This window comes from Arthrobacter sp. NPDC057388 (assembly GCF_042668165.1).
Lineage (GTDB): Bacteria > Actinomycetota > Actinomycetes > Actinomycetales > Micrococcaceae > Arthrobacter.
This window is the reverse complement of record NZ_JBHVBL010000016.1, coordinates 48178-72935: the sequence shown is the minus strand read 5'-3', so window position 1 is coordinate 72935 and position 24758 is coordinate 48178. Positions and strand designations below refer to the sequence as shown.

Here is a 24758-nt window from a genome sequence, read left to right as displayed (position 1 = left end):
ATCACCCCTTGACATAGGGAATGCCGCTGGCCGCCGGCGGACGCGACCGGCCTACCAGGCCCGCCACCGCCAGGACCGTCACGAGGTACGGGAGCATGGCCATGAACTGGCTGGGCACCGGCGTTCCGATGATGGTCACGATGCTCTGCAGGTTGTCGGCGAAGCCAAACAGCAGGGCGGCGAAGAACGCGCCGATGGGGTTCCACCGTCCGAAGATCAGGGCCGCCAGGGCGATGAAGCCGCGCCCGCCCGAGATCTCCTCCGTGAAGCTGTCGATCGCTACCAGCGTGAAGAACGATCCGCCGATGCCGGCAATGGCGCCGCCCAGGGTGACGTTCCAGAACCGGGTCGTGTTCACCTTGATGCCCAGGGTGTCAGCCGCCTGCGGGTGCTCGCCGACAGCCCTGACCCGCAGGCCCCACCTGGTCTTAAACAGCCCGATCCACACCACGATCACGGCAATGTACATGAGGTACCCCACCACGGACTGCTTGAACAGGATGGGCCCCAGAACCGGGATGCTCGAAAGCACCGGAATGTCGATGTTGTCCAAGCCCGGCGGCGAGTTGAACTGTTGCTTGTTGGCCTGCATCACGGTGTTGAACAGAAAGCCTGTCAGGCCGGAGACCAGCACGTTCAGCACCACGCCGACGATGATCTGGTTGACGAGGTACTTGATGCTGAACAGCGCCAGCACGATCGAGACCAGGGCGCCCGCCGCGGCCGCGGCCACTAAACCGATGAAGGGGCTCCTGGTCATGGACGCGACCAGAGCGGCGGTGAAGGCCCCGCCGAGCAGCTGCCCCTCGATGGCGATGTTCACCACGCCCACGCGTTCACACAGCACCCCCGAGAGCGAGCCGAAGACGAGCGGCACCGCGAGGGTCAGCGAGCCGGCGATGAGTCCCGCGAGGGAGATGCTCGGCGTGCGGGCTCCGCCCACCACCCAGATCAGGAAGGCGGCAACAAACAGCACGGTGAACGTCACCGGGACCCAGCGCGGCGCCGGCAGGTTCCTGGTCTTGAGGAACACGGCATAGCCGGCCAGCCCGAGCATCAGGACAGACAGGACGATGCCGCCCAGGAACGCGGGCACCTCGACGGCCGGCAGCTGGAAGAAGTCCCCGCCGGAGGACAGCCCAAAGCTTGCGGTCTGGTTAGGCCCGAGGATGCCGAAAAAGACCAGCGCCAGGATGCCCAGCGCGGACAGCAGGACGGGAAGCTTCCAGGTCACCGGCTTTTCCGAAATCACCGCCCGGCGTTCTCCCTCCGTCTGCAGGATTCCAGCATGCGGCTTGCCCGGCTGGGGTGACGTTGCTGTGGTGCTCATGCTGCGCCTCCGGTGGTGGCTGCCGTCGTGGACCTGGCGGACCTTGCCGCTTTCTTGCGCCGCGGATTCAGCCCGAAGACCGCGCGGACCAGTGGCGGGGCCGCAATGAACAGCACGATCAGCGACTGGACCACCAGGACAATGTCGATCGGGGTGCCGGTCTGGATCTGCATCTGCACCGCCCCGGCGCGGAAGGCGCCGAACAGCAGGCCGGCGGCGAAAGTCCCCCACGGCGTCGAGCGTCCCAACAGCGCCACGGTGATGGCGTCAAAACCGTACGTTGCGGCGACACCGTCGGTGAGGACCTTCTCGGTGCCCGCAACCTGGGCAACCCCGGCCATGCCGGCAAGGCCGCCGGCAATGGCCATGACCAGGACTGTGGAGCGGGAAACATTGATGCCGGCAGTCTGTGCCGCCTTGGGATTGGCGCCCACGGCGCGGAATTCGAACCCAACAGTGGAGCGGGCCAGCAGCCACCACACAAAGACGGTGGTAGCGATGGCCAGCAGGAATCCGAGGTGGAGCCGGTACTGCGTGCCGAAGATCTGCGGGTACACGGCGCTGGGATCAAGGATGGGAGAGATCGGGTTGGTCTCCCCCGGCCGCTGGAAGGCGGGTGTGTTCAGCAGGTACTGCAGGAAGTACAGCGCGATGTAGTTGAACATGATGGTGATGATGACCTCGTGGGCTCCCGTGCGCGCCTTGAGGTATCCCACAAGGCCGCCCCAGAACGCGCCGCCGGCAATGCCCGCCACGAGCACCAGGAGCAGGTGCAGGCCCGGGGGAAGGTGCAGCGCGAATCCGGCCCAGGCGGCGAGGATGCCGGCCACGATAATCTGGCCCTGGGCGCCGATGTTGAACAGCCCGGCCCGGAACGCAATGGCCACGCCGAGTCCGGCGGTGATGAGCGGGGTGGCGATCGTCAGGGTTTCCATCAGCGGGGCCACTTGCCCGGCCAGGCCTGAACCGCGCGGGTTGAAGACCGATCCCTGGAACAGGGCCACGTAGGACCGGGTGGCTGCGCTCCACAGGGCGGAGAAGAAGTCGCTGGGACGGGCCAGCAGGTACGTTGCCGTGGTCCCGACCTGCTTGTCCGTGAGGGCGATCAGCAGGCCGCCGAGGATCAGGGCCAGCAGCACCGCAAGCACCGACACCATGCCGCTGCCGGTAAAGATCCGGCGTGCCAGGCTTTCCGCTCCCCCCGGGATTTTCCCGCTCTGCGCCGAGGCGGGAACAGCGGAGGGCTCCATGGCCCCGCCCGCCGTGTCCAGCGAGGCGACGGCGGCGGTCTCTTCATCGGCCGGCTTCGGCGGGTGCGGCTTGTGGGGTGCGGTTTTACTGTCGTGGTGCTGCGGGTCAGGCATGGTCCCCTCCTTCGGCGCGGGAAGCGGCCGGCTGGTCCGGCCCGTCGCGGTGGTCTGCGGTGTCGGCGCCCGGCGCGTCTGCGCCGGAAGGCGTGTGGCCGGGGTGAGTGTGGGCGGAGCGCGGCTGACCGGGGTGCACGTGTTCCGACAGGGCCTCCTCCGGGGAGAGCCCCGCCATCATGAGGCCAAGGACGTCCCGTCCCGTACCCGCCGGAACAATCCCCACGAGCTTGCCCTTGTAGAGCACGGCGATCCTGTCGGCGAGCTCCATCACCTCGTCGAGTTCGGTGGAGATGATCATGACAGGTGTGCCGTTGTCACGCTCGGCCACGATGCGCCGGTGCAGGAACTCGATCGAGCCGACGTCGACGCCGCGGGTGGGCTGCGAGGCAATGAAGAGCCGCAGCGGCCTGGAGAGTTCCCGCGCCATGACCACCTTCTGCTGGTTGCCGCCGGAGAGGGTTCCGGCGGCTGCGGAGGCGGAGGGCGTGCGGACGTCGAACTCCCCGATCCGGGAACTGGCGTTCTCCATGATCCTGGCCGGACTCATGCTGATCCCCCTCGCGAAGGGAGCCTTGTCGTAGAGGTCGAGCACCAGGTTCTCCGCCACCGAGAACGTCCCCACAAGGCCGTCCACTTTGCGGTCCTCGGGAACGAAACCGACGCCGGCGTGCAGCACTTCCTTGACGCTGCGGCCCAGCAGTTCTTTTCCGTCCAGTTTGATGGAGCCGCTGACACGCTCCTGCAGGCCGAGAATGGCCTCGGTGAGCTCGGTCTGGCCGTTGCCCTGCACGCCGGCCACCGCGAGGATCTCGCCGCGGGCGATGCTGAAGCTGATCCCGTCCACGGTGTGGTGCCCGTTCGGTGCGATGACTGTGAGGTCCCGGACCTCGAACGTGGTTTCCTGGGGTTTGGCGGGCGCCTTGTCCAGGGTCAGGCTCACCGCCCGGCCCACCATCATGGACGCCAGTTCGGTGGTCGAGGCGCCGGGATGGGCGCTCCCCACCACCTTGCCCCGGCGGATCACCGTGATGGTGTCGGAGACGGCCTTAACCTCCCGCAGCTTATGCGAGATGAACACGATTGAAGTGCCGCCCGCCTTGAGCTGGCGCATGATGTCCAGCAGCTCATCCGTTTCCTGCGGCGTCAGCACTGCCGTCGGCTCATCCAGGATCAGCACCCGGGCGTCCCGCACCAGTGCCTTGATGATTTCCACCCTCTGCTGCACCCCCACGGGGAGGTCCTCGACGAGGGCGTCGGGGTCGACATCGAACCCGTATTTATCGGACATCTCTTTGATCTTGCGGCGGGTGTCATCGAGGTCAAGGAAGCCGCCCGCTTTGGTCGACTCAGCCCCCAGCGCGACGTTCTCCGCGACGGTGAACACCGGTACCAGCATGAAGTGCTGGTGAACCATGCCGATCCCCGCAGCCATGGCCTCGCCCGGCCCACGGAAGCTCACCGGCTGGTCATCGATGAGAATCTCGCCCTCGGTGGGCTCGTAAAGTCCATAGAGGACGTTCATCAGGGTGGACTTCCCGGCGCCGTTTTCGCCAAGCAGGCAATGGATTTGTCCGGGTTCAACAACCACGTCTATGTGATCATTGGCGAGCAGGGAGCCGAAGCGCTTGGTGATCCCCTTGAGTTCAAGTTTCAAAGCTCTGACCAATCTCGAAGCGTCCGGCAGCGATAGCCGGACGGGATATGCGGCTGCAGGATCAGCCTAGTGCCTGCAGCCATGGGATGAGCTGACTGGCCCATCGAAAGAATCGGCCCCAACTGAATGCGGCCAACGAAAAGCGCCACCTCCCGTGCAGTCGGGTGACCATCCGGGCGGTGGCGCTTTGCGGAGGAACTAGGCCTTGGGGCTCGCTGCGGACTCGACCTTCAGCTTGCCGTCAACGATGTCCTTCTTGATCTGGTCCAGCTCGGATTTCAGCTCTGACGGAACAGCGGAATCGAAGTCGTGAAACGGTGCCAGCTGGACGCCGTCGTTGGCGAGGGTGCCAACGTACGGGTCGCTGGTGAACTTGCCGTCCTTGTCCTCCCTGACCACGGTCTCAACAGCAGCGCCCATCTGCTTCATGACAGAGGAGAGCATGATGTCCTTGTAGTCCGGGGCGGTGAGGAACCCGTCCGAGTCGACCCAGATCAGCTTGACGTCCTTGCCTGCGGCCTTGGCTTCCTTCAGCGCAGCACCGGCCCCCTTGCCCACCGGACCGGCCACGGGCATCACGATGTCCGCGCCCTGGTCGAGGAAGTTCTGGGTGAGCTGCTTGCCCTTGTCCTGCTTTTCGAAGTCGCCGGTGAAGCTGCCGTCCTGCTTGGCCTTGTCCCAGCCGAGGAGCTTGACGTTCTTGCCCTTCTTCTCGTTGTAGTACTTCACGCCGTCCGCGTAGCCGTCCATGAAAATCGTGACGGTGGGGATCTTGATGCCGCCGAACGTGGCCACCGCGCCGGTCTTCGTGCTGCCGGCGGCGAGGTAGCCGGCCAGGAATGCGGCCTGTGCGGTGTCGTAGATGATCGGCTTGACGTTGGCTATCGGCTTGGGATAGCCAAAGTCGATGATGGCGAAGTGCTTGTCCGGGTTGGCTTCGGCCTGTTTCTTGGTCGCGTCGCCGAGGAGGAATCCCACGGTGACGGTCAGGTTGCAGCCGGCGGTGACCATGGCACGAAGGTTCGGTTCGAAGTCGTTGTTGGTCTGCGACTCCACCTGGTTGACCTTGATGCCAAGGTCCTTCTCCGCCTTCTTCAGGCCCTCATAGGAGGACTGGTTGAACGACTGGTCATCGAAACCGCCGGAGTCGGACACAATACAGCCCGTGTAGTCGCTTGCCGTTGCGGTGGGGCTGCCGGCTTCGGGTGCCGGGCCGCAGCCGGTCAGGATCAGGGCCGCTGCCCCCACGGAAGCCACACCGGCCACTGAACCGCGCTTGATGTTTGCAAGCATTGCCTTCTTCAAATTTCCTCCAGAAAGAAAGAGCGGGGCGCCACGATGGAGATTCAATGAGTGTCCGTTTCTAATGCTCCGCCGAAATTCTGTTTTCACTGATGGTTTCGCAGCACTGCGCCGAAGCGCACTTATGAGCCCACTGTAGTGTTCTGCGCCACATCCGGATAACCACTTCCGCAGCGGAAGGCAGAGATTGTTGAGAACCTGTTACCTGCGAGTAGCTCCGCCCCTCCATGCCCGGCACGAACGTACAGTTGTGGCCCCGGGGAAGCGTTTCCCAGGGCCACAAGTGTACGTTCGCGCTCAGTCCGCGGGACTGTTGTGAAGCTAGAGCCGGACCAGCATCTTTCCGGTGTTCCCGCCGTCGAGCATGTCCATGAAGGCCTGCGGCGCGTTCTCCAGCCCGTCAACCACGGTCTCGTCGTACCGGACCGTGCCGTCGGCCAGCCAGCCCGCCATCGTTTCGGCGAATTCGGCGGCGTGCTGGCGCTGGCCGCCCACCAGGAACCCGCGCAGCGTGAGCTGCTTGCCGATGGCTATGGCGAGGTTGCGCGGCGCGGCGGGAGGCTCCGTCGCGTTGTACTGGGCGATGGCACCGCACATGGCCACCCGACCGCCCGCGTTCAGGACGGACAGCGCAGCTTCGAGATGGTCGCCGCCGACGTTGTCGAAGTACACGTCAATGCCGTTGCTGCCTGCGGCGGCCTTGAGCTGGTCCAGGACCGGGGCGTCGCGGTAGTTGAACGCCGCATCGAAGCCCAGGTCCAGCAGGCGTGCGACTTTCTCCGGCGTGCCCGCGCTGCCGATGACGCGTGAGGCGCCCATGGCTTTGGCGATCTGCCCCACGAGGGAGCCCACGGCGCCGGCCGCGCCGGAGACGAACACGGCGTCCCCGGGCTTGAACTCCGCGACCTTCAGCAGCCCGGCAAACGCGGTGAGTCCGGTCATGCCCAGCGCACCCAGGAACGCTGAGGCCGGGGCGAGGTTGGTGTCCACGGCGGTTGTCTTCTCAGCGTCCACCACCGCATGCGCGCGCCAGCCAAGCTGATGTACGACGACGTCCCCCACCTTGCGCTGTTCGGAACGGGACGCGATCACCTCACCCACGGCGCCGCCGTCGAGCGCTTTGTCCAGCGCGAATGGCGCCGAATAGGACTTGGCGTCGTTCATCCGGCCGCGCATGTAGGGGTCCACGGAGATGAACAGGTTCCGGACCAGGACCTGGCCCTCATTGAGCGCCGGGATTCCGGTCTCGGCGAGCCTGAAGTTTTCCGCCACCGGCCGCCCCGTGGGGCGCGATGCCAGCTGGATCTCGCGCGTCGTGACGGGCAACGCCGTTGCTGCGCCGGCGCTCACGCTGCGAACTCCACGAGCGTCAGGGCCACATCCATGTTGCCGCGCGTCACGTTGGAGTACGGGCAGATGCTGTGCGCCTTGGCCATGAGCCTTTCGGCGGTGTCCCGGTCGAGTGCGGGGAGGGCTATCTCCAGCTCGGCGGCCAGCCCGTAGCCGTCGCGGTCCTCGAGGGCGCCAAAGTGGATCTTGGCCGCGACGGCAGAGTCGGTAAGGTCCGCCCGGGCCTGCCGGCCGACCACGCGGAGGGCGGAGTGGAAGCAGGCCGCATAGCCGGCCGCGAACAGCTGCTCGGGGTTGGTGCCCTGGCCGCTGCCGCCCAGCTCCACCGGGCTGGCGAGGGTGACGTCGAGCTTGCCGTCCCGGGTCCGCGCGGAGCCGTCGCGCCCTTCGCCGGAAGCGAGGGCCTCGGCTGTGTAGAGAGTCTTCAAAGGGTTTCCTTCTTTTGGGGAGGTTTAGAGCGAATCGTGCAGGGCTGCGGTGAGCTTGCCGAGGGTTTCGCGCAGCTGGTCAAGTTCTTTGGGGCTCAGGCCCGCCGCTGCCGCCAGGTGCTGGGGGACGCCGGACGCCTTGCTGCTCAGGCCCTTGCCGGCGTCGGTCAGGTGCACGGCCACCCGCCGCTCGTCCTCGGCCGAGCGGCGGCGCTCCACGAGGCCCAGCGCCTCGAGCCGCTTGAGCAGCGGCGAGAGGGTCCCGGAGTCGAGCCCGAGCTCCTCCCCCAGTTCACGCACGCCGCGGGGTTCGTTTTCCCAGAGCACCAGCATGACGAGGTACTGCGGGTACGTCAGGCCGAGCTCCTCGAGGAGCGGCCGGTACACAGCGGTGGCGGCACGCGAGGCGGAATACAGGGCAAAGCACACCTGGCGGTCCAGGCGGGGAGCATCGGGCATGCCTTAAAGGTAGCGGCCAATTCAATTGTGCACAACTTACGCCCCGAAAGAAGAGCGCGAACTGGCAGGTAATGCCTTCAAAAGTGGAATTTGAGGGCATTTGCTGCCAGTTCGCGCGCCAGGGGACGGGGCTGAAGTGTACGTTCGTGCTGCGGGGTGGGGGGTACGCTCGCGCTGCGCAGGTCGCGGCGACTGGAGGCTAGAGGTCGCGGATGGTGCGGAGCGCTGCGGCGGTGAGGACCTGGATGCCGTAGCCAAGGGCCCGCTCGTCCAGGATGTAGTCTCCGCGGTGCAGGTCGTACTCCTCGCCGCCGGGGGTCTTGGTGCCCAGGCGCATCATGGCGCCCGGCAGCTCTGCCAAGAACCAGGCGAAGTCCTCCCCGCCCATGGACTGCGGCGTGAGCACCACCGAACTCTCACCGATTTCGGCACGGGCCGCGGCCTCGATCAGCGCTGTCTCGTGCTCGGAGTTCACCACCGGAGGAACACCGCGGGTGTGCTCCAAACGCACGTCCACACCGTAGGGCGCGGCCACCTGGTGCACCACCTCATCCAGCAGTTCGCCGGCGCTGTGCCATGCGTCGCGGTCCAGGCAGCGCATGGTCCCTGCCATATATCCGGTGCCGGGGATGGCGTTCGGCGCAGAGCCTGCGGAGATGTGCCCCCACACCACGGACACGCCGCTGCGGACATCCACGCGGCGGGACAGGACGGCCGGCACGTTCACGGCAATCTGGGCCAGCGCGAAAACAAGGTCCTCGGTCAGGTGCGGGCGTGAGGTGTGGCCGCCGCGCCCGGACAGTTCAATCCTGATGGTGTCCGATGCCGACGTGATGGCGCCGATACGGGTACCGATCTTGCCCACTTCGATGCGGGGGTCGCAGTGCAGGGCCAGGATGCGGGGCACGCCCTCCAGCACGCCCTGCTCGATGCACGAGTGTGCACCGCCCGGCATGGTTTCCTCGGCCGGCTGGAAGATGATGCGCACGGATCCGCCCAGCGGGGACTCCTGGTGCATGCGGTGCAGCACCAGGGCGATGCCCAGCATGGTGGTGGTGTGCACGTCGTGGCCGCAGGCGTGGGTGACGCCGTGGTTCTTCGAGGCGAACGGCAGTCCGGTTTCCTCGATGATCGGCAGGGCGTCGATGTCACCGCGCAGCGCCGTGGCGATCGGGCCCTCGCCGATGTCCACCGTCAGGCCGGTGCCCTCCAGGCGGCGCGGCTGGAGGCCGGCAGCCTCGAGCCGCTCTGCCAGCTTGTCCGTCGTCCGGAATTCCCTGAAGGACAGTTCGGGGTGCGCATGCAGGTCACGGCGAAAATCGATTAGTTCCGGCAGCAGGGGTTCGAGCCACGGCCCCACCAGTGCGGTGGGCTCAGCTTCAGTAGTGTAATTGCGCACACCTCAACTGTAGCGATGCAGGAAAAATTAGCGGCATCGCCTTCTCCGCGTTACGTGTCCGACGGCCGCGGTTCACGAGCAGGCCGGAACGCCCCCGGCTAGAGAACGTCGGTGTCGCCGCTGGCCTTCAGCGCATCCACGGCCTGCTTGACCCGCTGGGAGTGCTGCTTGGTGGTCACCAGCAGCGCGTCCGGGGTGTCCACGATGACGACGTCCTTGATGCCGATCAGCGCGATGACGCGCTTGGTGTCCGAGACCACCACGCCGCTGGCGTTTTCGGTGAAGACGCGGGCGCCCTCGCCAAGGACGGTCACCTCGTCCACTTCCTTGGCGCTGTTCAGCCGGCCCACCGAGGCGAAGTCACCGACGTCGTCCCAGCGGAAGGATCCGGGTACGACGGCGACGTCCCCGGCTGCCGCTGCAGGCTCGGCGACTGCGTAGTCAATGGCAATCTTGGGCAGGGTGGGCCAGATGCGCGCGGTGACTTCGTCACGCCGCGGGGTGTCCCAGGCCTGAGCGATTTCCTGCAAGCCGTTGAAGAGTTCGGGCTGGTTCGCTTCCAGGTGCTTGAGCATGAGCGAAACGGGCGCCACGAACATGCCGGCGTTCCAGACGTAGTCGCCGCTGTCGACGTACTGCTGGGCAACGTCCTCGTCCGGCTTCTCCACGAACTCCATCACGGCCTGGGCGCTGGGGGCTCCCGGAATGCGCAGCGAGTTTCCGGACCGGATGTAACCAAAGCCCGTGGAGGGGTGGGTCGGCTTGATGCCGATGGTCACGATCTTGCCCGCCGCAGCGGTGTGGATGGCTTCCCGGACGGTGTCCTGGAAGAGCTCGTCGGGGCTGATCACATGGTCTGCCGCGAAGGAGCCCATGATGACGTCGGGATCGCGCTGGTGCAGGATGGCTGCGGCCAGGCCGATGGCGGCGCCGGAGTCCTTGGGCTCGCTCTCCAGCACGAGGTCGGCGTCTTCCACCTCGGGGAGCTGGCTGCACACGGCATTGCGGTGTGCCACACCGGTGACCACGAGGACCCGGTTGCCGGCCAGCGGTTCCAGGCGGTCGTAGGTGGCACGCAGGAGCGTGCTGCCGGACCCCGTCAGGTCGTGAAGGAACTTGGGAGCTGCTGCACGCGACAGAGGCCAGAGGCGGGTCCCCACACCGCCTGCAGGAATCACAGCAATAAAACGGCTGAGCGGTGAATCCTGGCTTGTCACTTTGTCGTTACTCATCAGGGCCTACTTTAGCCGACGCGCCTCAGGGCGGCCTTTCGGCTGCCGGCAGGATGCGGATAGGGTGGCAACAGATGTGGTGTTTGTCTCAAAAAAGCCGAAAATCCGTACAGTACGTGGCGGGCAAGGAACACCTGAATTGAATAAGCTGTAAGCGAAGCCTAGATTTAGGCCTGAGCTACGAGTGCTCTCGCAGCAGGCGTTTCCCCCGGCGTGGATCCCGCGCCAGCGCCGCTGTGTTCAGGGAGGTTTATTCAGTGCCGACGAAACCAGCTGGCACCTTGTACCGCGGCCGTGAAGGCATGTGGTCCTGGGTTGGACACCGCATTACAGGTGTAGTGATCTTTTTCTTCTTGTTGGTCCATGTGCTTGACACCTCACTGGTGAGGGTGTCGCCGGAGGCCTACACCGCCGTAATCGGTGCCTACAAGAACCCGCTGATGGCCCTGGGTGAAACGGGCCTCGTCGCAGCGATCGTGTTCCACGCCTTCAACGGCCTGCGGATCATCGCCGTCGACTTCTGGAAGAAGGGCGCCAAGTACCAGCGCCAGATGCTTTGGGTAGTGCTGGGCCTGTGGGTCGTCACCATGGTCGCCTTCGCCATCCGCCACCTGTCCCTCGCGCTCGGAGGTCACTAAGCCATGTCTGCAACTGAGATCCAGTCCCCTCGCAGCGGGCAGATCAGCGGCAAGCCCGAGTCCGGCCGGATCGCCCCGAAGTACCGCCGCAACGGCAACTCGCGCGGCAACTTCGAAATGCTGGCCTGGCTGTTCATGCGCCTCTCCGGCGTGGTCCTAGTCGTCCTGATCTTCGGCCACCTCATCGTTAACCTCCTGGTGGGCGAGGGCATCCACGCCATCGACTTCGGCTTTGTTGCCGGCAAGTGGGCAGATCCGTTCTGGCAGTTCTGGGACCTGGCCATGCTGTGGCTGGCCATGCTGCACGGCACCAACGGCGTGCGCACCATCATCAACGACTACGCCGAGAAGGACTCCACCCGTTTCTGGCTCAAGATGGTCCTCTACGCAGCCTCCGCCGTCATCATCATCCTCGGCACCCTGGTGATCTTCACCTTCAACCCGTGCCCCGTGGTGGACGGCGTCCAGCTGCCCGGCGGCTTCTGCCCCGCGTAGCATCCCGTGGCGGCCCGCCATCGATTGGCGGGCCGCAATTTTGTGCGGAGACGGCTTCAGACCGCCCGCTGTTTATTGCGAATTTTGAGAGAAAGAGCGTCTGGTATGCAGGTCCATAAGTACGACGTCGTCATCGTCGGTGCCGGTGGCGCCGGGATGCGCGCCGCGATCGAGTCCGGTCAGCGTGCGCGAACAGCAGTACTGACCAAGCTCTACCCCACCCGCTCCCACACGGGTGCGGCGCAGGGCGGCATGTGTGCAGCCCTGGCCAATGTCGAGGAAGACAACTGGGAATGGCACACCTTCGACACCATTAAGGGCGGCGACTACCTGGTTGACCAGGACGCCGCCGAGGTCATGGCCAAGGAAGCCATTGACGCGGTGCTGGACCTCGAGAAGATGGGCCTGCCGTTCAACCGCACGCCCGAGGGCCGCATCGACCAGCGCCGCTTCGGCGGCCACACCCGTGACCACGGCAAGGCTCCGGTGCGCCGCGCCTGCTACGCCGCCGACCGCACGGGCCACATGATCCTCCAGACCCTGTACCAAAACTGCGTCAAGCACAACGTTGAGTTCTACAACGAGTACTACGTCCTGGACCTGCTGACGGTCGAGGAAGACGCCGTGCGCGAGGACGGCACGCCGTACAAGCAGAAGCGCGTTGCCGGCGTCGTGTCCTACGACCTCGCCTCCGGCGAGCTGCACGTCTTCCAGGCCAAGTCCGTGGTGTTCGCCTCCGGCGGCGCCGGCAAGGTCTTCAAGACCACCTCCAACGCGCACACCCTGACCGGTGACGGCATGGGCATCGCATTCCGCCGGGGCATCCCCCTGGAGGACATGGAGTTCTTCCAGTTCCACCCGACCGGCCTTGCCGGCCTGGGCATCCTGCTGTCCGAGGCCGCCCGCGGTGAAGGCGCCATCCTGCGCAACTCCGAGGGTGAGCGCTTCATGGAGCGCTACGCCCCGACCATCAAGGACCTGGCGCCGCGTGACATCGTGGCCCGCTCCATGGCCAACGAGGTCCGCGAAGGCCGCGGCTGCGGTCCGAACAAGGATTACGTGCTCCTTGACCTGACGCACCTCGAGCCGGCGCACATCGACGCGAAGCTGCCCGACATCACCGAGTTCGCCCGCACCTACCTCGGCGTGGAGCCCTACACGGAGCCTGTCCCCGTCTTCCCGACGGCCCACTACGCCATGGGCGGCATCCCGACGAACATCGCCACCGAAGTCCTGCAGGACAACGACACCGTGGTTCCCGGCCTGTTCGCCGCCGGTGAGGTGGCCTGCGTTTCCGTGCACGGCTCCAACCGCCTTGGCACCAACTCCCTGCTGGACATCAACGTGTTCGGCAAGCGCGCCGGCGTTGCCGCCGCCGAGTACGCCAAGACCGCTGATTTCGTGGAGCTCCCGGAGAACCCGGAAGCCTTCACCACCCAGCTGCTGGATGTTGCCCGCAACGCCAACGGCACCGAAAAGGTCTCCGCGATCCGCAAGGAACTGCAGGACACCATGGACGCCAACATGCAGGTGTTCCGCACGGCGGACACGCTCAACCAGGTCCTCAAGGACATCGAGTCCTTCGAAGAGCGGTACACGCGCATCAACGTCCAGGACAAGGGCAAGCGGTTCAACCTTGACCTGCTGGAGGCCGTCGAGCTCGGGTTCCTGCTGGAACTGGCACGGGTCATGACGGTTGCTGCCCTGCACCGTGAGGAATCCCGCGGCGGCCACTTCCGCGAGGACTTCCCGGACCGCGACGACGAAAAATTCATGAAGCACTCCATGGCGTACAAAGAAGACCACGCACCGGCCGACGGTTCCGCGGAGGAGGCAATCGCCGGTGTCCGGCTTGCCACCAAGCCGGTTGTCTTTACGCGCTACGAGCCGATGGTGAGGAAGTACTAATATGTCCGCTGAACTTGCTGAGCCAGCCTCCAAGATCGAACTTCCCGCCGGTGTTGGCGGCGGCGGGGAAATCCCGACGTTCGACATCACCCTGCGCGTGCGCCGCTACGACCCCGAAGCGTCCGCCGAAGCCCGCTGGGACGACTTCAAGCTGACCATGTACGGCACGGACCGTGTGCTGGACGCACTGCACAAGGTCAAGTGGGACGTGGACGGCAGCCTGTCCTTCCGCCGCTCCTGCGCCCACGGCGTCTGCGGTTCCGATGCCATGCGCATCAACGGCCGCAACCGCCTCGCCTGCAAGACCCTGCTGAAGGACCTGGACACGTCCAAGCCCATCACCGTTGAACCCATCAAGGGCCTGCCGGTGGAGAAGGACCTGATCGTGGACATGGAACCCTTCTTCCAGTCCTTCCGCGAGGTCATGCCGTTCCTTATCAACAAGGGCCACGAGCCCACCAAGGAACGCCTGCAGTCCGCCGAGGACCGGGAGCGCTTCGACGACACCACCAAGTGCATCCTGTGCGCCGCGTGCACGTCATCCTGCCCCGTGTTCTGGACCGACGGCCAGTACTTCGGCCCGGCAGCGATCGTGAACGCCCACCGCTTCATCTTCGACTCCCGTGACGACGCCGGCGACATGCGCCTGGAGATCCTCAACGACAAGGAAGGCGTGTGGCGATGCCGCACCACCTTCAACTGCTCCGAGGCATGCCCCCGCGGCATCCAGGTCACGCAGGCCATCGCAGAGGTCAAGCAGGCCATCCTGGCCCGCAAGATCTGAGCCCGCTGATTTAGCGGACCCAAAGAGTACGACGGCGTCGCTCACCACGTGCGGAAAACGTACGGTGAGCGGCGCCGTCGTTGCATTACGAATAGGAAGAAAACAGATGCACCGCTCCGAGAAGGTGTCCTTCGAAGGCACCACCGGCGAACTGCTCTCCGGCATCCTCGACGTGCCGGAAGGCCCCGTGAAGGGCTGGGGCGTCTTTTCGCACGGCTTCACGCTGGGCAAGGACAGCCCCGCGGCATCCCGGATGTGCAAGGCGCTGGCGGACAACGGGATCGGCATGCTCCGCTTCGACAACGTGGGCCTTGGCGGCTCCGCAGGGCAGTGGTCCGCGGGGTCCTTCAGCCACAAGGTGGCGGACACGGTCCGGGCCGCCGAGTTCATGCGGGCCGGGGGCCGGGCGATTTCCCTGCTGGTGGGGCATTCCTTCGGCGGCGCGGCCGTCCTCGCGGCTGCGTCCGAAATCCCTGAGGTCGATGCCGTTGCCACCGTTGGCGCGCCCTTCTCCCCCAAGCACGTGGCGCACGTCTTCGACGCTGCCCTGGACAAGATCCTCAGCGAAGGCAGCGCGGAGGTGGACCTGGGCGGCAAGCGTGTGGAAATCCGCCGGCATTTCGTCGAGGACCTGGAGAACGCCGACCTCACGGACTGCATCCGGCGGCTGCACAAGCCCCTCATGGTGCTGCACTCCCCCACAGACAACACCGTGGGCATCGAGAACGCCAGCACCATCTTCCAGACCGCCCGCCACCCGCGGAACTTCGTCTCGCTGGAGGGCAGCGACCACCTGCTGACCGGCAAGGGCCAGGCGGCGCGGGCGGCAAAGATTATCGCGGCCTGGGCCGACCAGTACCTCGACGCCGGACACTGAGACCCACCGGCCGCGGGTGCTCGGCCGGGTGGTGCCGTTCCACCGGCGTCTTCCCGGGCTGCACCTGCCGTGCGCCCCAGCCGGTGGTTTTGGCTGCCGGAGCGGCCTTCAGGTCCCCTTCGCGGATGGCCGCCCAGGACGCGGACACGAGGTAGACCTGGCTGACCAGGTTGAACCAGATCAGCAGCCCGATGATGATGGCGAACGAGGCAAGGATGGGGTTTCGGCCGGCGCCGGCGAGCAGTTCCGTGCTGAAGACCTGCAGGACCGTGGTGCCCACTCCCGCCAGGATGGTTCCCTCCAGCATGGCCTGGCGGGAGAGTTTGAGGCCGCCGGCCAGCCGGAACATGATGAGCGCCGTGACCCAGTTCAGGAGCAACGGCACGGCGATCTTGATCAGCGCCGCCACGGGCCCCGCCACGGCCGGGTCCAGGCGGAGCTGCTCCATGACCCATCCGGCGGCGGTTCCGAACACGAGCGACGCACCGGAGCTGATGACCAGGGCGACGCCGAGCAGCAGCAGCGTTCCGGCGTCGTGCAGTTTGAGGATCACGGGGTTGAGCTTGAGCGGGCCGAGCATCATCACGCCGCGCAGCCCCTCACGGAGCCCGGCGATCCAGCCCAGGGACGTGATGACGGTGACCACGGCGGCGATGACGGCAGTCCAGCCGAGACCGTCGGGATTCAGGAGGTCCTTGGGGTCCACCAGCCCGTCACCGCCGTCGACCTTCAGCAGGCCCGGAGCGCTTTCGGCCACGCTGGCAACAATCCGGTCCAGCAGCGCCGGCTGGCCGCGGAGCGCCAGCCCCGCAATGGAGAAACCGGTGGTCAGCAGGCCCGTGATGGAGAAGAACATGTTGAAGCCCGTGCCGGCGCTCATCAGCGGTCCGTGCTGCAGCGTGTAGTGCTGCCAGGTCCGCATCGGCCGGAAGGCGTTGAGCCGGGCCTGCAGCCACTGGGCCAGCGCCATGAGCTGCGGAAAAGCCCCCTGGCCGGAGCGGCGGGCCTTGCCCCACTCCACCTGCTTGCGGATGACCTGCAGCTTCAGCTGCGCCCGCTCAGTGGGGAGCGGTGGCTCCGTCGGCGTTTGTTGCTCGGAGGGCGTCCCGTTCGTCGTCTGGTTCGGTACCAAAGTCAAGCTCTTCCCGTAGCTGCCAAATACCGTCGGAGTCGTGCTCGTAAAGTCCCATGCTAACCACCGGGAAGGTTGCCCTGTAGTCTTTCAGCACCGTTTCGGCCTCATCGAGGCTTTCCGGTGCCACATCGTGGGCGATGGTCACATGGGGATGGTAGGCAAAGGGGAGCTCACGTTGCAGCGGCCCGGTCTGGAGCCTTTCGTGGAGGTCGACGCACTCCTGGAACCCTTCCTCCACGTTGATGAACACCACCGGGGAGACGGGCCGGAAAGACCCGGTTCCGCAGATGGTCACCATGAACGGCGCCTGCGTCCGTGCGACCTCCCGCACGTGGTCCCGGGCAGCTTCCCAGTCATGCGTGGGGGTGGTGGTCACCAGGGTGATGTGCGCCGGAATGACGGTGGCCATGGGGTCCCCGAAGGACGCCCGCCACCGCTGCAGTTCCTCGGCGATTTCAGGCGGGAAGCCCAGAATGACCCCAAGGCTCATTCCTTCGCTGACTCCGCTGTTGGCGGGCTTTGAGGCCGGCATCTCGCTAGCGGGCTCCGGCATATGGAAGGAAACCGGTCTTGGCGTAAACGTCCTCGAGGGTGGCCGAGGCGATTGCGCGGGCCTTGTCGGCACCGTGGGCCAGCAGCCGGTCCAGCTCTGCCGGGTCCGCGAGGAGTTCGTTGGCACGGTTGCGGATGGGGGTCAGGTGCTCGGTGACCACCTCGGCGAGGTCCACCTTCAGGTGGCCGTACATCTTGCCTTCGTAGGCCTTGACCAGCTGCTCCACGGTCTGCCCGGTGATGGCCGAGTAGATGGTGAGCAGGTTGGACACGCCGGGCTTGGTTTCGCGGTCGAACCGGATCTCCGTCTCGGCGTCGGTCACGGCGGACTTGATCCGCTTGGCGGTGACCTTCGGCTCGTCCAGCAGGTTGATCAGGCCATTGGGAGACTCCGCCGACTTGGACATCTTGGCGGTGGGAAGCTGCAGGTCATAGATCTTCGCCGATTCCTTCTGGATGAAGGGCTCCGGAACAGTGAAGGTCTTGCCAAAGCGGGTGTTGAACCGGGTGGCGAGGTCGCGGCTGAGCTCCACGTGCTGGCGCTGGTCCTCCCCCACCGGAACGCCCTGCGGCTGGTAGAGCAGGATGTCCGCGGCCTGGAGGATCGGGTAGGTGAACAGGCCGACGCTGGCGGAGTCCGAGCCCTGCCGGAGCGACTTGTCCTTGAACTGGGTCATGCGGGAGGCCTCGCCGAACCCGGTGATGCAGTTCAGGACCCAGGCCAGCTGGGCGTGTTCGGGCACCTGGGACTGGACGAACAGGGTGCATTTGTCCACATCCACGCCGCCGGCGATGTACTGGGCCGCCGTGACGCGCGTGCGGCGTGCGAGCTCCGCCGGGTCCTGGGGAACGGTGATCGCGTGCAGGTCCGGGATGAAGAAGATGGCGTCGTACTCATCCTGCATCCGGACCCAGTTCACCAGGGCACCGATGTAGTTGCCGAGGTGCAGGGAGTCGGCGGACGGCTGCATCCCGGACAGGATGCGGTGCCGGATCCCGGCTGCCGGCTGGGTGCCGTTGGCTGCCGCGGGCTGGGCAGCTGCGGTGTCAGTCGCGGTGGAAGTGGAAGTCATTCGTCAAAGCCTTAGGAACTAGAGCCGGTAGTCCACTACCAGCGGGGCATGGTCAGAGAAGCGGGTGTCCCACGACGGCGCCCGGTCCACGACGGCCTGCACTGCGGCGGCCGCCAGGGCGGGGGTGGCCAGGTGGTAGTCGATGCGCCAGCCGGTATCGTTGTCGAACGCCTGGCCGCGCTGCGACCACCAGGTGTAGGGGCCGTTGACGTTACCCGCCAGGCCCCTGTGAACATCCTTCCAGCCGATCTCCTCGCCGAAGAAGCGGTCAAAGTAGGCACGCTCCTCCGGAAGGAAGCCGGCACGCTTGACGTTGCCCTTCCAGTTCTTGATGTCCAGCTCGGTGTGGCCGACGTTCAGGTCACCGGTGACCAGGGCATGGTCGCTGTGCTTGGTGAGCTCGGGCAGGCGCGTGCTCATGACATCCAGGAAGCGGTATTTGTCCTCCTGCTTGGGGGTGCCGGCCTCGCCGGAGTGCACGTAGGCGCTCACGACGGTCAGCTGGGAGGCGTTGCCTTCGGCGTCGCGGACGCGGAAGTCCGCCTCCACCCAGCGGCCGGCCGCGGCGAAATAGTCGTCGCCGATGTGGTCACGGGTGACCAGGGGCTCCTCGCGGGAGGCGATGGCGACGCCGGCGCGGCCTTTGGCCTCGGCTTCGGCGTGCAGGATGTGCCACCCCTCACCGATGAGCTGGCGGACGATGGCGTCCGGGGCCCGGACTTCCTGCAGGGTGAGGATGTCCACTTCGCGGGTCGCCAGCCACTCGGCCATGCCTTTTTTGTAGGCTGCGCGGAGGCCGTTGACGTTGACTGTTGCGATGCGAAGGTGGTCCTTCTTCAATGCCGAGCTCACCCGTTCCACTCTAGTCGATGATGGTTCCGGTTACGGGCTCGCCGGAGCCGCCGGACGACTTGATCATGTCACGGGCGTTGGTGGCGGTAATTTCGATGGTCTCGAGGGCCCGGCGGATGGTGTCCTGGTCCGCTGCGGCGCCTTTGGCGCGCTCCTGCTCCACCACGCGCACCTGCACCTGCACGATCTTGAAGGAGTGGTCGAGCTTCATGTCGCGGAGTTCCTCCGCCTCGCTGCGCTCCTGGACCAGGCGGGTTCCGCCGTGATCTGCCGAAACGGTGGAGGGGGCACGGCCGGTGGCGGCGTTGAACGCGTTGTGCGCCTCGTTGATCTTCGCCCCGGCCTTCTTGGCCGCCCGCTGGATGCTGAAGACCACGAAGGAGGCGAGCGCCAGCCAGAACAGCGCGATGACGGCCACGACCCAGCCGACGACGTCGTTCTGGTTGGCCGCGAAGATCACTGCCACCAGGAAGGCGGTGATCAGGACCAGCAGGCCCGGGCCGCTGATGCGGAACAGGGAGAAGCCGCCCCGGCCGGGGGTGGATGAAGACTTGGAGCTGCCCAGAGATTGCATGCAGCTATTCTCTCAAATCCCCGGAGCGCCCCAGGACGCTTCCACCGGCGGCGAACACCTGTCAGCGAACAACCCCCGGCACCCCTCCCGTGAACTCCGGCGGGGAACCTACTTGAGGAACAGGCTGCGCAGCCTGCCGGTGGTGAGCATGAGGCCCAGCACGATCATCACGAGGTAGTAGCCCACGTGGATGGCCGTCGCCGGGGTGAAGGAGGCGGCGCTGATCTGGCGCAGCAGCTCCACCCCGTGCCACAGGGGCATGGCCTGGATGAGCCACTGGATGTACTGCGGGTAGACGCTCAGCGGGTAGAACGTGGCGCTGAACAGGAACATCGGCAGCATGATGAAGTTCACCCAGTCCATTTGCTGGAAGGTCTTCATGAAGCTGGTGATGCCCATGCCGAAGCTCGCGAACCCGAACGCAATCAGCACCGAGGCCGGAATCATCAGCAGCGCCCACGGCGTGGTGATCAGGCCCATCACGCCCATGACCGCCGTGAACCCGGTGGCGTATAGCAGGCCGCGCAGCAGCGCCAGGAAGATCTCCCCGATGGCCACGTCCAGGGGTCCGAGCGAGGTGTACAGCATGCCCTGGTAGAGCCGGGCGAAGTTCATCTTGAAGAAGACGTTCCAGGTGGAGTCGTAGACCGCGCCGTTCATGGCCGACACCGCCAGGAGCGCGGGCGCGATGTACGCCGCGTAGCTGATCTCCTGCCCGCCCGGCCCGGTGACGGAACCCACCACGGCACCCATCCCGACGCCCATGGAAATCAGGAACAGCACCGGCTCGAAGAACCCGGACAGCATGACCAGCCAGTTGCTGCTCTTGGTGGCCATCAGCCCGCGCCCGATCACTGCCCGGGCGTTGCGTGAATAGAGCGGGCCGAAGCGCCGGTTCCGGGCTTCCTCCGTGACGGCGTGGCCCTGCGTCAGGACTGTCACTGTCCCATCCTCCTGACGAACTGCCGTTTGGTGAGGACCCACCCGAACCACGCCAGTCCCAGCAGGAATACGACGTGGATGATGGTCAGCACCGGGGACTCCCCGTAGCCGAAGGTCATCACCCGGCCCAGCTCCGTGCCGTGCCAGATCGGCGAGATCCAGCCGATCCACCGGACCAGCACGGGCAGCGTATCCAGCGGGAAAAACGTGCCGGAGAAGAGGAACAGCGGCATGACGATGAACCGCATCACCATGGCGAACTGGCCCTTGTCATCCTTGATGGATGCCGCGTAGGCCATGAGCGGCAGGCCGAACGAGAGCCCTGCCAGGGTCGCCACCAGCACCGAGCCCCAGCCCCAGCCGCTCGGCGAGGCACCGAACATGGCCACGATGGCGAAGTAGATGACAGACTGCAGCAGGAACCGCAGCGTGACGGCGATGATCTGCCCGGCCGCGATCTGCTCAGGGGTCAGCGGGGAGGCGTGCGGCCCGTAGTAGACCCGGCGCCATTTGAAGCCGTCCATCACGGGGAACGTGAACTCGTTGGCGGCGGTCATGACGGCGGCGGAGACCAGCAGGGCCGGCGCAATGAAGGCGATGTAGCTGACCCCGCCGAACGCTGCGGCGCTGCTGGTGTCCACCAGGGTGGCCAGGCCGACGCCCATCGCGAACAGGTACGCCGCCGGCTGGCCCACGCTGTACAGGAAGATGGACCAGCCGTAGCCCTTCATGACGCGCAGGACCTGTTCGGCGTAGTAGAAGGCGCCCCAGCGCCGCGCTTTGGCGGCCGACACCCCGGGAGGGTGGGCGCGCAAGGTGCGTCCCGCCGTCGGACTTTCCGGTGAGCCGGCGGTGACGGCGGCCGGCCCGGCGGAACGGCCCGGGGACGGCTCAGTCCGGGATGGCTCAGTCAATGAGGCTCCTGCCGGTCAGCCGGAGGAACACGTCCTCCAGCGAGGACCTGCGCACCAGCGAGGTCAGTGGCCGCAGCCCGCGCGCCGAGACGTCTTCCAGTGCCGCCTCGCCGTCGTTTGTGTAAATCAGCACCCGGTCCGGGAGTGTTTCCAGGCGTTCGCCGATGCCCTCGAGCTCGGACCCGATGCTGGCGTTGCGCTCCGATCCGAACCGCAGCTCCAGGACCTCCCGCGTGGAGTAGTCACGGATGAGCGACGCCGGAGAGCCCTCGGCCATGATCCGGCCCTTGTCCACCACGATCAGCCGGTCGCAGAGCTGCTCGGCCTCGTCCATGTAGTGGGTGGTGAGGATGAGCGTGACGCCCTGCTCCTTCAGCCGGAACAGCCGGTCCCACAGGATGTGCCGTGCCTGCGGGTCCAGGCCGGTGGTGGGCTCGTCCAGCAGCAGGATACGCGGCTCGTTGATGAGCGAACGGGCGATGGTGAGGCGCCGCTTCATGCCGCCGGACAGGGCGTCCACCTTTGACTTGGCCTTGTCCGTCAGCTGCGCGAACTCGAGGAGCTCGTCGGCCTTGGGCCTGAGGTAGCTCATGGGAAGGCCGAAGTAGCGGCCGTAAACCAGCAGGTTGTCCCGGACCTTGAGTTCCTCGTCCAGGTTGTCCTGCTGCGGCACAACACCCAGGTGTGCGCGGACCTCGGGACCGTTCTGCTCCGGGTCCAGCCCCATGATGGTCAGGTTCCCGGAGGTCCGCTGGGACACCCCGCCGATCATTTTCATGGTGGTGGACTTCCCCGCACCGTTGGGCCCGAGCAGCCCGAAGGACTCCCCCGCGGGAACGCTGAAGGAGATCCCGTCGACGGCGGTCACGTCGCCGTAGGTCTTGGTCAGGTTCTCGGCGGTGATCACGTACCGCGGCGCGGCGGGCACAGCAGTGCCATCATTTTCGGGCACAGGCTTCCTGGACGTTCCTTCGGCGGAATGGAGTTCGGGCACCCCATCACGCTAGTACGCGGCGTTAGCCAAAGGAATAGCTGAATCTCGAAAACCCTGAACGGCGGCAACGCGAGGTCACTTTCCGCCCAATCCGACGTCTCCATTCGGCGCCATCTGACCTCGCGTTGCGGTTGGCGTTACCGGCGGGTGCCGCGGGTGTCTCCCCGCAGGACCTCCAGCCGCTGGCGGTACTCGGTCTCGTCGATCTCGCCGCGTGCATAGCGCTCCCGCAGGACGCTTTCGCCGCCGCGGGCGGTGGCCCACTCGTGGTTCCGGCGCCACGTGCGCCGGAAGAAGAAGATCAGCAGGCCGATCACCAGGATCCAGAACAGCGGGAACAGCAGGAACCATGGGGAGAATCCTGCGCCCCAGGGGCCTGTACCCCAGGGACCGTGGACGGGATCGGTCAGCAGCTGCACGGTCTGGGCCGTGAAAGTGGTGGCTAGGGGTGTGGTCATGTCATGCTCCCAAATCTCGGTAAGGGCCGTCTTTCGGCTCTGCTTCGAGTCTGGCTTTCCGACGGCGGCGGGTCGTCCGGCGCCGGGAGTCACCTTGGATGCCCCGCATACTCCGTCGGGAGGCCCCCAGTGCGCTGCGGCCTCAGCCGGTCCAGCCGGGGCGGACGAGGCCTGACTCGTAGGCCAGCACCACCAGCTGGGCCCGGTCCCGGACCAGCAGCTTGGTCATGATGCGGGAGACGTGGGTCTTGGCCGTGAGCGGCGTGATCACCAGCCGCTCCGCGATCTCGGCGTTGTTCAGGCCCTCGCCCACGAGCTTCAGGACTTCCCGTTCGCGTTCGGTGATGTTCGCCAGGGATACCGGGGCATCCGTCGCCCGGGACTGCACCGCCAGCTGGGCCATGATGCGCCGGGTAACTGACGGCGAGAGCAGCGCGTCGCCGTCGTGGACCACGCGCACGGCGCGGAGCAGCTCCTCGGGTTCGGTGTCCTTCACCAGGAACCCCGCTGCCCCGGCCCGCACCGCCTCCGCAATGTATTCGTCCAGTTCGAAGGTGGTGAGGATGATGATGCGGGTGCCGGCGAGGCCGCGGTCAGCCATGATTTTCCGGGTGGCCTCCAGGCCGTCGGTGCCGGGCATCCGGATGTCCATGAGTACGACGTCGGGACGCTCCCGGGCGGCGAGCCGGACGGCGTCTCCTCCGGTGCCGCACTCAGCCACCACCTCCATGTCCGGTTCGGCATTCAGGAGGGCACGGAAGCCGGCCCGGATGAGGGTCTGGTCATCGGCGAGCAGGATGCGGATCATCGCGTCTCCCGTTCCGGAGCCGGCAAGGGCGCGGCCGGCGGCCCGGCTACCGGCATCACGGCACGGACGCGCCAGCCCGGCCGCAGCGGCGCAAGGTCCAGCGACCCGACGGAGAGCGAACCGCCCACGGCGGCCGCCCTCTCCCGCATCCCCGTCACGCCGTTGCCTTCCGGCACTCCGGCGGCCCCGGCGCCGTCGTCGTCAACGGTCACGGTGAGCTGCTGTCCCTGGTTCCGCGCCGCCGTCGGGCGTTCCAGGGCGATTACGACGGCGGCCTTCCGCCCGCCTGAATGGCGCACCACGTTGGTCAGTGCCTCCTGGACAATGCGGTACGCCGCTTCCTGGACGGTGTCCGGGAGCTGCTGCACGGCGGCTGTGTCCGGCTGGGTCAGGCTGACCTCGAGCCCGGCGCGGCGCGCGTCATCGGCAAGCGCGGGAACGCGGTCCAGCCGGGGCGGGGGTGCGGGGCTTAACGGGGCATCCTCACGGAGCACGCCCAGGAGCTGGCGGATCTCGGCGAGCGACTCCTTGCTGGCGGCTTTGATGGCCTCCAGCGCCGGGCGGAACTGGGCCGGGTCCTTCTCGCCCAGATGCAGCGCCACCGAGGCGCGGACGTTGATCAGCGACAGGGAATGGGCCACAACATCGTGAATGTCCCGGGCGAGGGCCAGCCGGTACTCGTCGCGGGCGGCCTGTTCACGGGCCTCCCGCTGGCGACGGCGTTCGGCCACCCGCTCGGTCCGCAGCCGGATGCCCTCCCCCATCAGCACCAGGATGGCCAGCCACGAGGTTCCGGCGAAGGCCCGGACCAGGGCGAACTCGTCACCGCCGGCCACCGCTGCCGCCACCAGCACCGCTGCGCATGCGCCCGCCACGGTCCAGGTCTGCCATCGCTTGCCCGCCGCGGCGGACAGCACGATCGCCAGCGCCAGCGACAGGAACACCGGACCCCACGCGTAGCCGAGCGCCAGGTAGGTCCCCACAGAGGAGGCCGCGACGGGCAGCATCACCAGCGGGGCGCGGCGCCGCAGCGACAGGGAGGCTGGTCCCGCCAGCAGCAGGACGAAGGCCAGGGCATCCAGCGGCCGGTGGTCCGGCTGCCGGGCGGAGGCGAAGACGGTGCCCACCACCTCGATGACGCCCACGGCAACCACGATGGCTGCTGTGGGCGGTCCCCGGAAACGGCGCTGCATAGGTCCGAGCCTAGCCGGGAAGGCAGCGCCCGTCGTCGGC

25 protein-coding genes are annotated in these 24758 nt (G+C 66.5%); 5 read left to right on the top strand and 20 right to left on the bottom strand.

From position 1 onward, the window contains the following. Window position 1: 1 nt before the first annotated feature. From ACFUTU_RS10215 to ACFUTU_RS10175, 9 genes are all read right to left on the bottom strand, one after another. Window positions 2-1330 (bottom strand): ABC transporter permease, encoded by a 1329-nt coding sequence (locus ACFUTU_RS10215; protein WP_377963790.1) that lies wholly within the window; start codon window positions 1328-1330, stop codon window positions 2-4. Beyond that, window positions 1327-2694: an ABC transporter permease gene (locus ACFUTU_RS10210; protein WP_377963788.1), complete on the bottom strand. Its 1368-nt coding sequence runs from the start codon at window positions 2692-2694 to the stop codon at window positions 1327-1329. The genes ACFUTU_RS10215 and ACFUTU_RS10210 overlap by 4 nt, the downstream gene beginning before the upstream one ends. Then, on the bottom strand, window positions 2687-4351 hold the full coding sequence (locus ACFUTU_RS10205; protein ID WP_377963786.1) for an ABC transporter ATP-binding protein: 1665 nt from the start codon (window positions 4349-4351) through the stop codon (window positions 2687-2689). Before ACFUTU_RS10205 ends, ACFUTU_RS10210 begins: the two co-directional genes overlap by 8 nt. 198 nt (window positions 4352-4549) lie before the next feature. Beyond that, window positions 4550-5644 (bottom strand): BMP family protein, encoded by a 1095-nt coding sequence (locus ACFUTU_RS10200; protein WP_377963784.1) that lies wholly within the window; start codon window positions 5642-5644, stop codon window positions 4550-4552. Between the two features lie 330 nt (window positions 5645-5974). Then, complete coding sequence (locus ACFUTU_RS10195; RefSeq protein ID WP_377963782.1) at window positions 5975-7003, bottom strand: NADP-dependent oxidoreductase; 1029 nt, start codon at window positions 7001-7003, stop codon at window positions 5975-5977. After that, entirely contained in the window at window positions 7000-7431 is a 432-nt protein-coding gene (locus tag ACFUTU_RS10190; protein ID WP_377963780.1) for an organic hydroperoxide resistance protein, read from the bottom strand. Before ACFUTU_RS10190 ends, ACFUTU_RS10195 begins: the two co-directional genes overlap by 4 nt. Before the next feature lie 24 nt (window positions 7432-7455). Beyond that, on the bottom strand, window positions 7456-7890 hold the full coding sequence (locus ACFUTU_RS10185; protein ID WP_377963778.1) for a MarR family winged helix-turn-helix transcriptional regulator: 435 nt from the start codon (window positions 7888-7890) through the stop codon (window positions 7456-7458). 199 nt (window positions 7891-8089) lie between these two features. Beyond that, complete coding sequence (locus tag ACFUTU_RS10180; RefSeq protein WP_377963776.1) at window positions 8090-9289, bottom strand: amidohydrolase; 1200 nt, start codon at window positions 9287-9289, stop codon at window positions 8090-8092. A 98-nt stretch (window positions 9290-9387) separates the two neighbouring features. Next, window positions 9388-10521 (bottom strand): mannose-1-phosphate guanylyltransferase, encoded by a 1134-nt coding sequence (locus tag ACFUTU_RS10175; protein ID WP_377963774.1) that lies wholly within the window; start codon window positions 10519-10521, stop codon window positions 9388-9390. Between the two features lie 257 nt (window positions 10522-10778). Between ACFUTU_RS10175 and sdhC the strand changes: the two genes are divergently transcribed. From sdhC to ACFUTU_RS10150, 5 genes are all read left to right on the top strand, one after another. Next, window positions 10779-11159, top strand: a complete 381-nt coding sequence (sdhC, locus tag ACFUTU_RS10170) for a succinate dehydrogenase, cytochrome b556 subunit (protein WP_076798412.1) — start codon at window positions 10779-10781, stop codon at window positions 11157-11159. A 3-nt stretch (window positions 11160-11162) separates the two neighbouring features. Beyond that, a complete protein-coding gene (locus ACFUTU_RS10165) occupies window positions 11163-11654 on the top strand; it encodes a succinate dehydrogenase hydrophobic membrane anchor subunit (RefSeq protein WP_377963772.1) in 492 nt (163 codons plus the stop codon). Window positions 11655-11759: 105 nt separating this feature from the next. Beyond that, on the top strand, window positions 11760-13562 hold the full coding sequence (gene sdhA / locus ACFUTU_RS10160) for a succinate dehydrogenase flavoprotein subunit (RefSeq protein WP_377963770.1): 1803 nt from the start codon (window positions 11760-11762) through the stop codon (window positions 13560-13562). A 1-nt stretch (window position 13563) separates the two neighbouring features. Next, on the top strand, window positions 13564-14346 hold the full coding sequence (locus tag ACFUTU_RS10155) for a succinate dehydrogenase iron-sulfur subunit (RefSeq protein ID WP_377963768.1): 783 nt from the start codon (window positions 13564-13566) through the stop codon (window positions 14344-14346). A 106-nt stretch (window positions 14347-14452) separates the two neighbouring features. Continuing rightward, a complete protein-coding gene (locus ACFUTU_RS10150) occupies window positions 14453-15223 on the top strand; it encodes an alpha/beta hydrolase family protein (RefSeq protein ID WP_377963766.1) in 771 nt (256 codons plus the stop codon). On the opposite strand, the gene ACFUTU_RS10145 is transcribed toward ACFUTU_RS10150, so the two are convergent. The 11 genes from ACFUTU_RS10145 to ACFUTU_RS10095 form a co-directional block, all read right to left on the bottom strand. Continuing rightward, on the bottom strand, window positions 15180-16244 hold the full coding sequence (locus tag ACFUTU_RS10145; RefSeq protein WP_377963826.1) for a YihY/virulence factor BrkB family protein: 1065 nt from the start codon (window positions 16242-16244) through the stop codon (window positions 15180-15182). The two genes, ACFUTU_RS10150 and ACFUTU_RS10145, sit on opposite strands and share 44 nt — an antisense overlap. A gap of 37 nt (window positions 16245-16281) precedes the next feature. Next, window positions 16282-16890 carry a 2'-5' RNA ligase family protein gene (locus tag ACFUTU_RS10140; protein WP_377963764.1) on the bottom strand — a complete coding sequence of 203 codons (609 nt, stop codon included), beginning with the start codon at window positions 16888-16890 and terminating at the stop codon, window positions 16282-16284. Between the two features lie 4 nt (window positions 16891-16894). Continuing rightward, complete coding sequence (gene trpS / locus ACFUTU_RS10135; protein ID WP_377963762.1) at window positions 16895-17983, bottom strand: tryptophan--tRNA ligase; 1089 nt, start codon at window positions 17981-17983, stop codon at window positions 16895-16897. Window positions 17984-18001: 18 nt separating this feature from the next. Continuing rightward, a complete protein-coding gene (locus ACFUTU_RS10130; protein ID WP_377963760.1) occupies window positions 18002-18835 on the bottom strand; it encodes an exodeoxyribonuclease III in 834 nt (277 codons plus the stop codon). A 10-nt stretch (window positions 18836-18845) separates the two neighbouring features. After that, window positions 18846-19409: a hypothetical protein gene (locus ACFUTU_RS10125; RefSeq protein ID WP_377963758.1), complete on the bottom strand. Its 564-nt coding sequence runs from the start codon at window positions 19407-19409 to the stop codon at window positions 18846-18848. Window positions 19410-19517: 108 nt separating this feature from the next. After that, on the bottom strand, window positions 19518-20351 hold the full coding sequence (locus ACFUTU_RS10120; RefSeq protein WP_377963756.1) for an ABC transporter permease: 834 nt from the start codon (window positions 20349-20351) through the stop codon (window positions 19518-19520). Beyond that, window positions 20348-21166 carry an ABC transporter permease gene (locus ACFUTU_RS10115; RefSeq protein ID WP_377963824.1) on the bottom strand — a complete coding sequence of 273 codons (819 nt, stop codon included), beginning with the start codon at window positions 21164-21166 and terminating at the stop codon, window positions 20348-20350. Before ACFUTU_RS10115 ends, ACFUTU_RS10120 begins: the two co-directional genes overlap by 4 nt. Window positions 21167-21257: 91 nt before the next feature. Continuing rightward, window positions 21258-22217 (bottom strand): ABC transporter ATP-binding protein, encoded by a 960-nt coding sequence (locus ACFUTU_RS10110; protein ID WP_377963754.1) that lies wholly within the window; start codon window positions 22215-22217, stop codon window positions 21258-21260. Between the two features lie 179 nt (window positions 22218-22396). After that, a complete protein-coding gene (locus ACFUTU_RS10105) occupies window positions 22397-22717 on the bottom strand; it encodes an SHOCT domain-containing protein (protein ID WP_377963753.1) in 321 nt (106 codons plus the stop codon). A 142-nt stretch (window positions 22718-22859) separates the two neighbouring features. Then, on the bottom strand, window positions 22860-23525 hold the full coding sequence (locus tag ACFUTU_RS10100; RefSeq protein ID WP_377963751.1) for a response regulator: 666 nt from the start codon (window positions 23523-23525) through the stop codon (window positions 22860-22862). Next, complete coding sequence (locus ACFUTU_RS10095) at window positions 23522-24718, bottom strand: sensor histidine kinase (protein WP_377963749.1); 1197 nt, start codon at window positions 24716-24718, stop codon at window positions 23522-23524. Before ACFUTU_RS10095 ends, ACFUTU_RS10100 begins: the two co-directional genes overlap by 4 nt. Between the last annotated feature and the right edge of the window lie 40 nt (window positions 24719-24758).

What these genes read in the sequence shown, in the direction of transcription:
- ACFUTU_RS10215 (WP_377963790.1), bottom strand. Translation starts at nt 1,330, where the DNA reads ATGAGCACCACAGCAACGTCACCCCAGCCGGGCAAGCCGCATGCTGGA.
- ACFUTU_RS10210 (WP_377963788.1), bottom strand. Translation starts at nt 2,694, where the DNA reads ATGCCTGACCCGCAGCACCACGACAGTAAAACCGCACCCCACAAGCCG.
- ACFUTU_RS10200 (WP_377963784.1), bottom strand. Translation starts at nt 5,644, where the DNA reads ATGCTTGCAAACATCAAGCGCGGTTCAGTGGCCGGTGTGGCTTCCGTG.
- ACFUTU_RS10185 (WP_377963778.1), bottom strand. Translation starts at nt 7,890, where the DNA reads ATGCCCGATGCTCCCCGCCTGGACCGCCAGGTGTGCTTTGCCCTGTAT.
- ACFUTU_RS10175 (WP_377963774.1), bottom strand. Translation starts at nt 10,521, where the DNA reads ATGAGTAACGACAAAGTGACAAGCCAGGATTCACCGCTCAGCCGTTTT.
- ACFUTU_RS10165 (WP_377963772.1), top strand. Translation starts at nt 11,163, where the DNA reads ATGTCTGCAACTGAGATCCAGTCCCCTCGCAGCGGGCAGATCAGCGGC.
- sdhA (WP_377963770.1), top strand. Translation starts at nt 11,760, where the DNA reads ATGCAGGTCCATAAGTACGACGTCGTCATCGTCGGTGCCGGTGGCGCC.
- ACFUTU_RS10155 (WP_377963768.1), top strand. Translation starts at nt 13,564, where the DNA reads ATGTCCGCTGAACTTGCTGAGCCAGCCTCCAAGATCGAACTTCCCGCC.
- ACFUTU_RS10150 (WP_377963766.1), top strand. Translation starts at nt 14,453, where the DNA reads ATGCACCGCTCCGAGAAGGTGTCCTTCGAAGGCACCACCGGCGAACTG.
- ACFUTU_RS10140 (WP_377963764.1), bottom strand. Translation starts at nt 16,890, where the DNA reads ATGCCGGCCTCAAAGCCCGCCAACAGCGGAGTCAGCGAAGGAATGAGC.
- trpS (WP_377963762.1), bottom strand. Translation starts at nt 17,983, where the DNA reads ATGACTTCCACTTCCACCGCGACTGACACCGCAGCTGCCCAGCCCGCG.
- ACFUTU_RS10125 (WP_377963758.1), bottom strand. Translation starts at nt 19,409, where the DNA reads ATGCAATCTCTGGGCAGCTCCAAGTCTTCATCCACCCCCGGCCGGGGC.
- ACFUTU_RS10105 (WP_377963753.1), bottom strand. Translation starts at nt 22,717, where the DNA reads ATGACCACACCCCTAGCCACCACTTTCACGGCCCAGACCGTGCAGCTG.
- ACFUTU_RS10100 (WP_377963751.1), bottom strand. Translation starts at nt 23,525, where the DNA reads ATGATCCGCATCCTGCTCGCCGATGACCAGACCCTCATCCGGGCCGGC.
- ACFUTU_RS10095 (WP_377963749.1), bottom strand. Translation starts at nt 24,718, where the DNA reads ATGCAGCGCCGTTTCCGGGGACCGCCCACAGCAGCCATCGTGGTTGCC.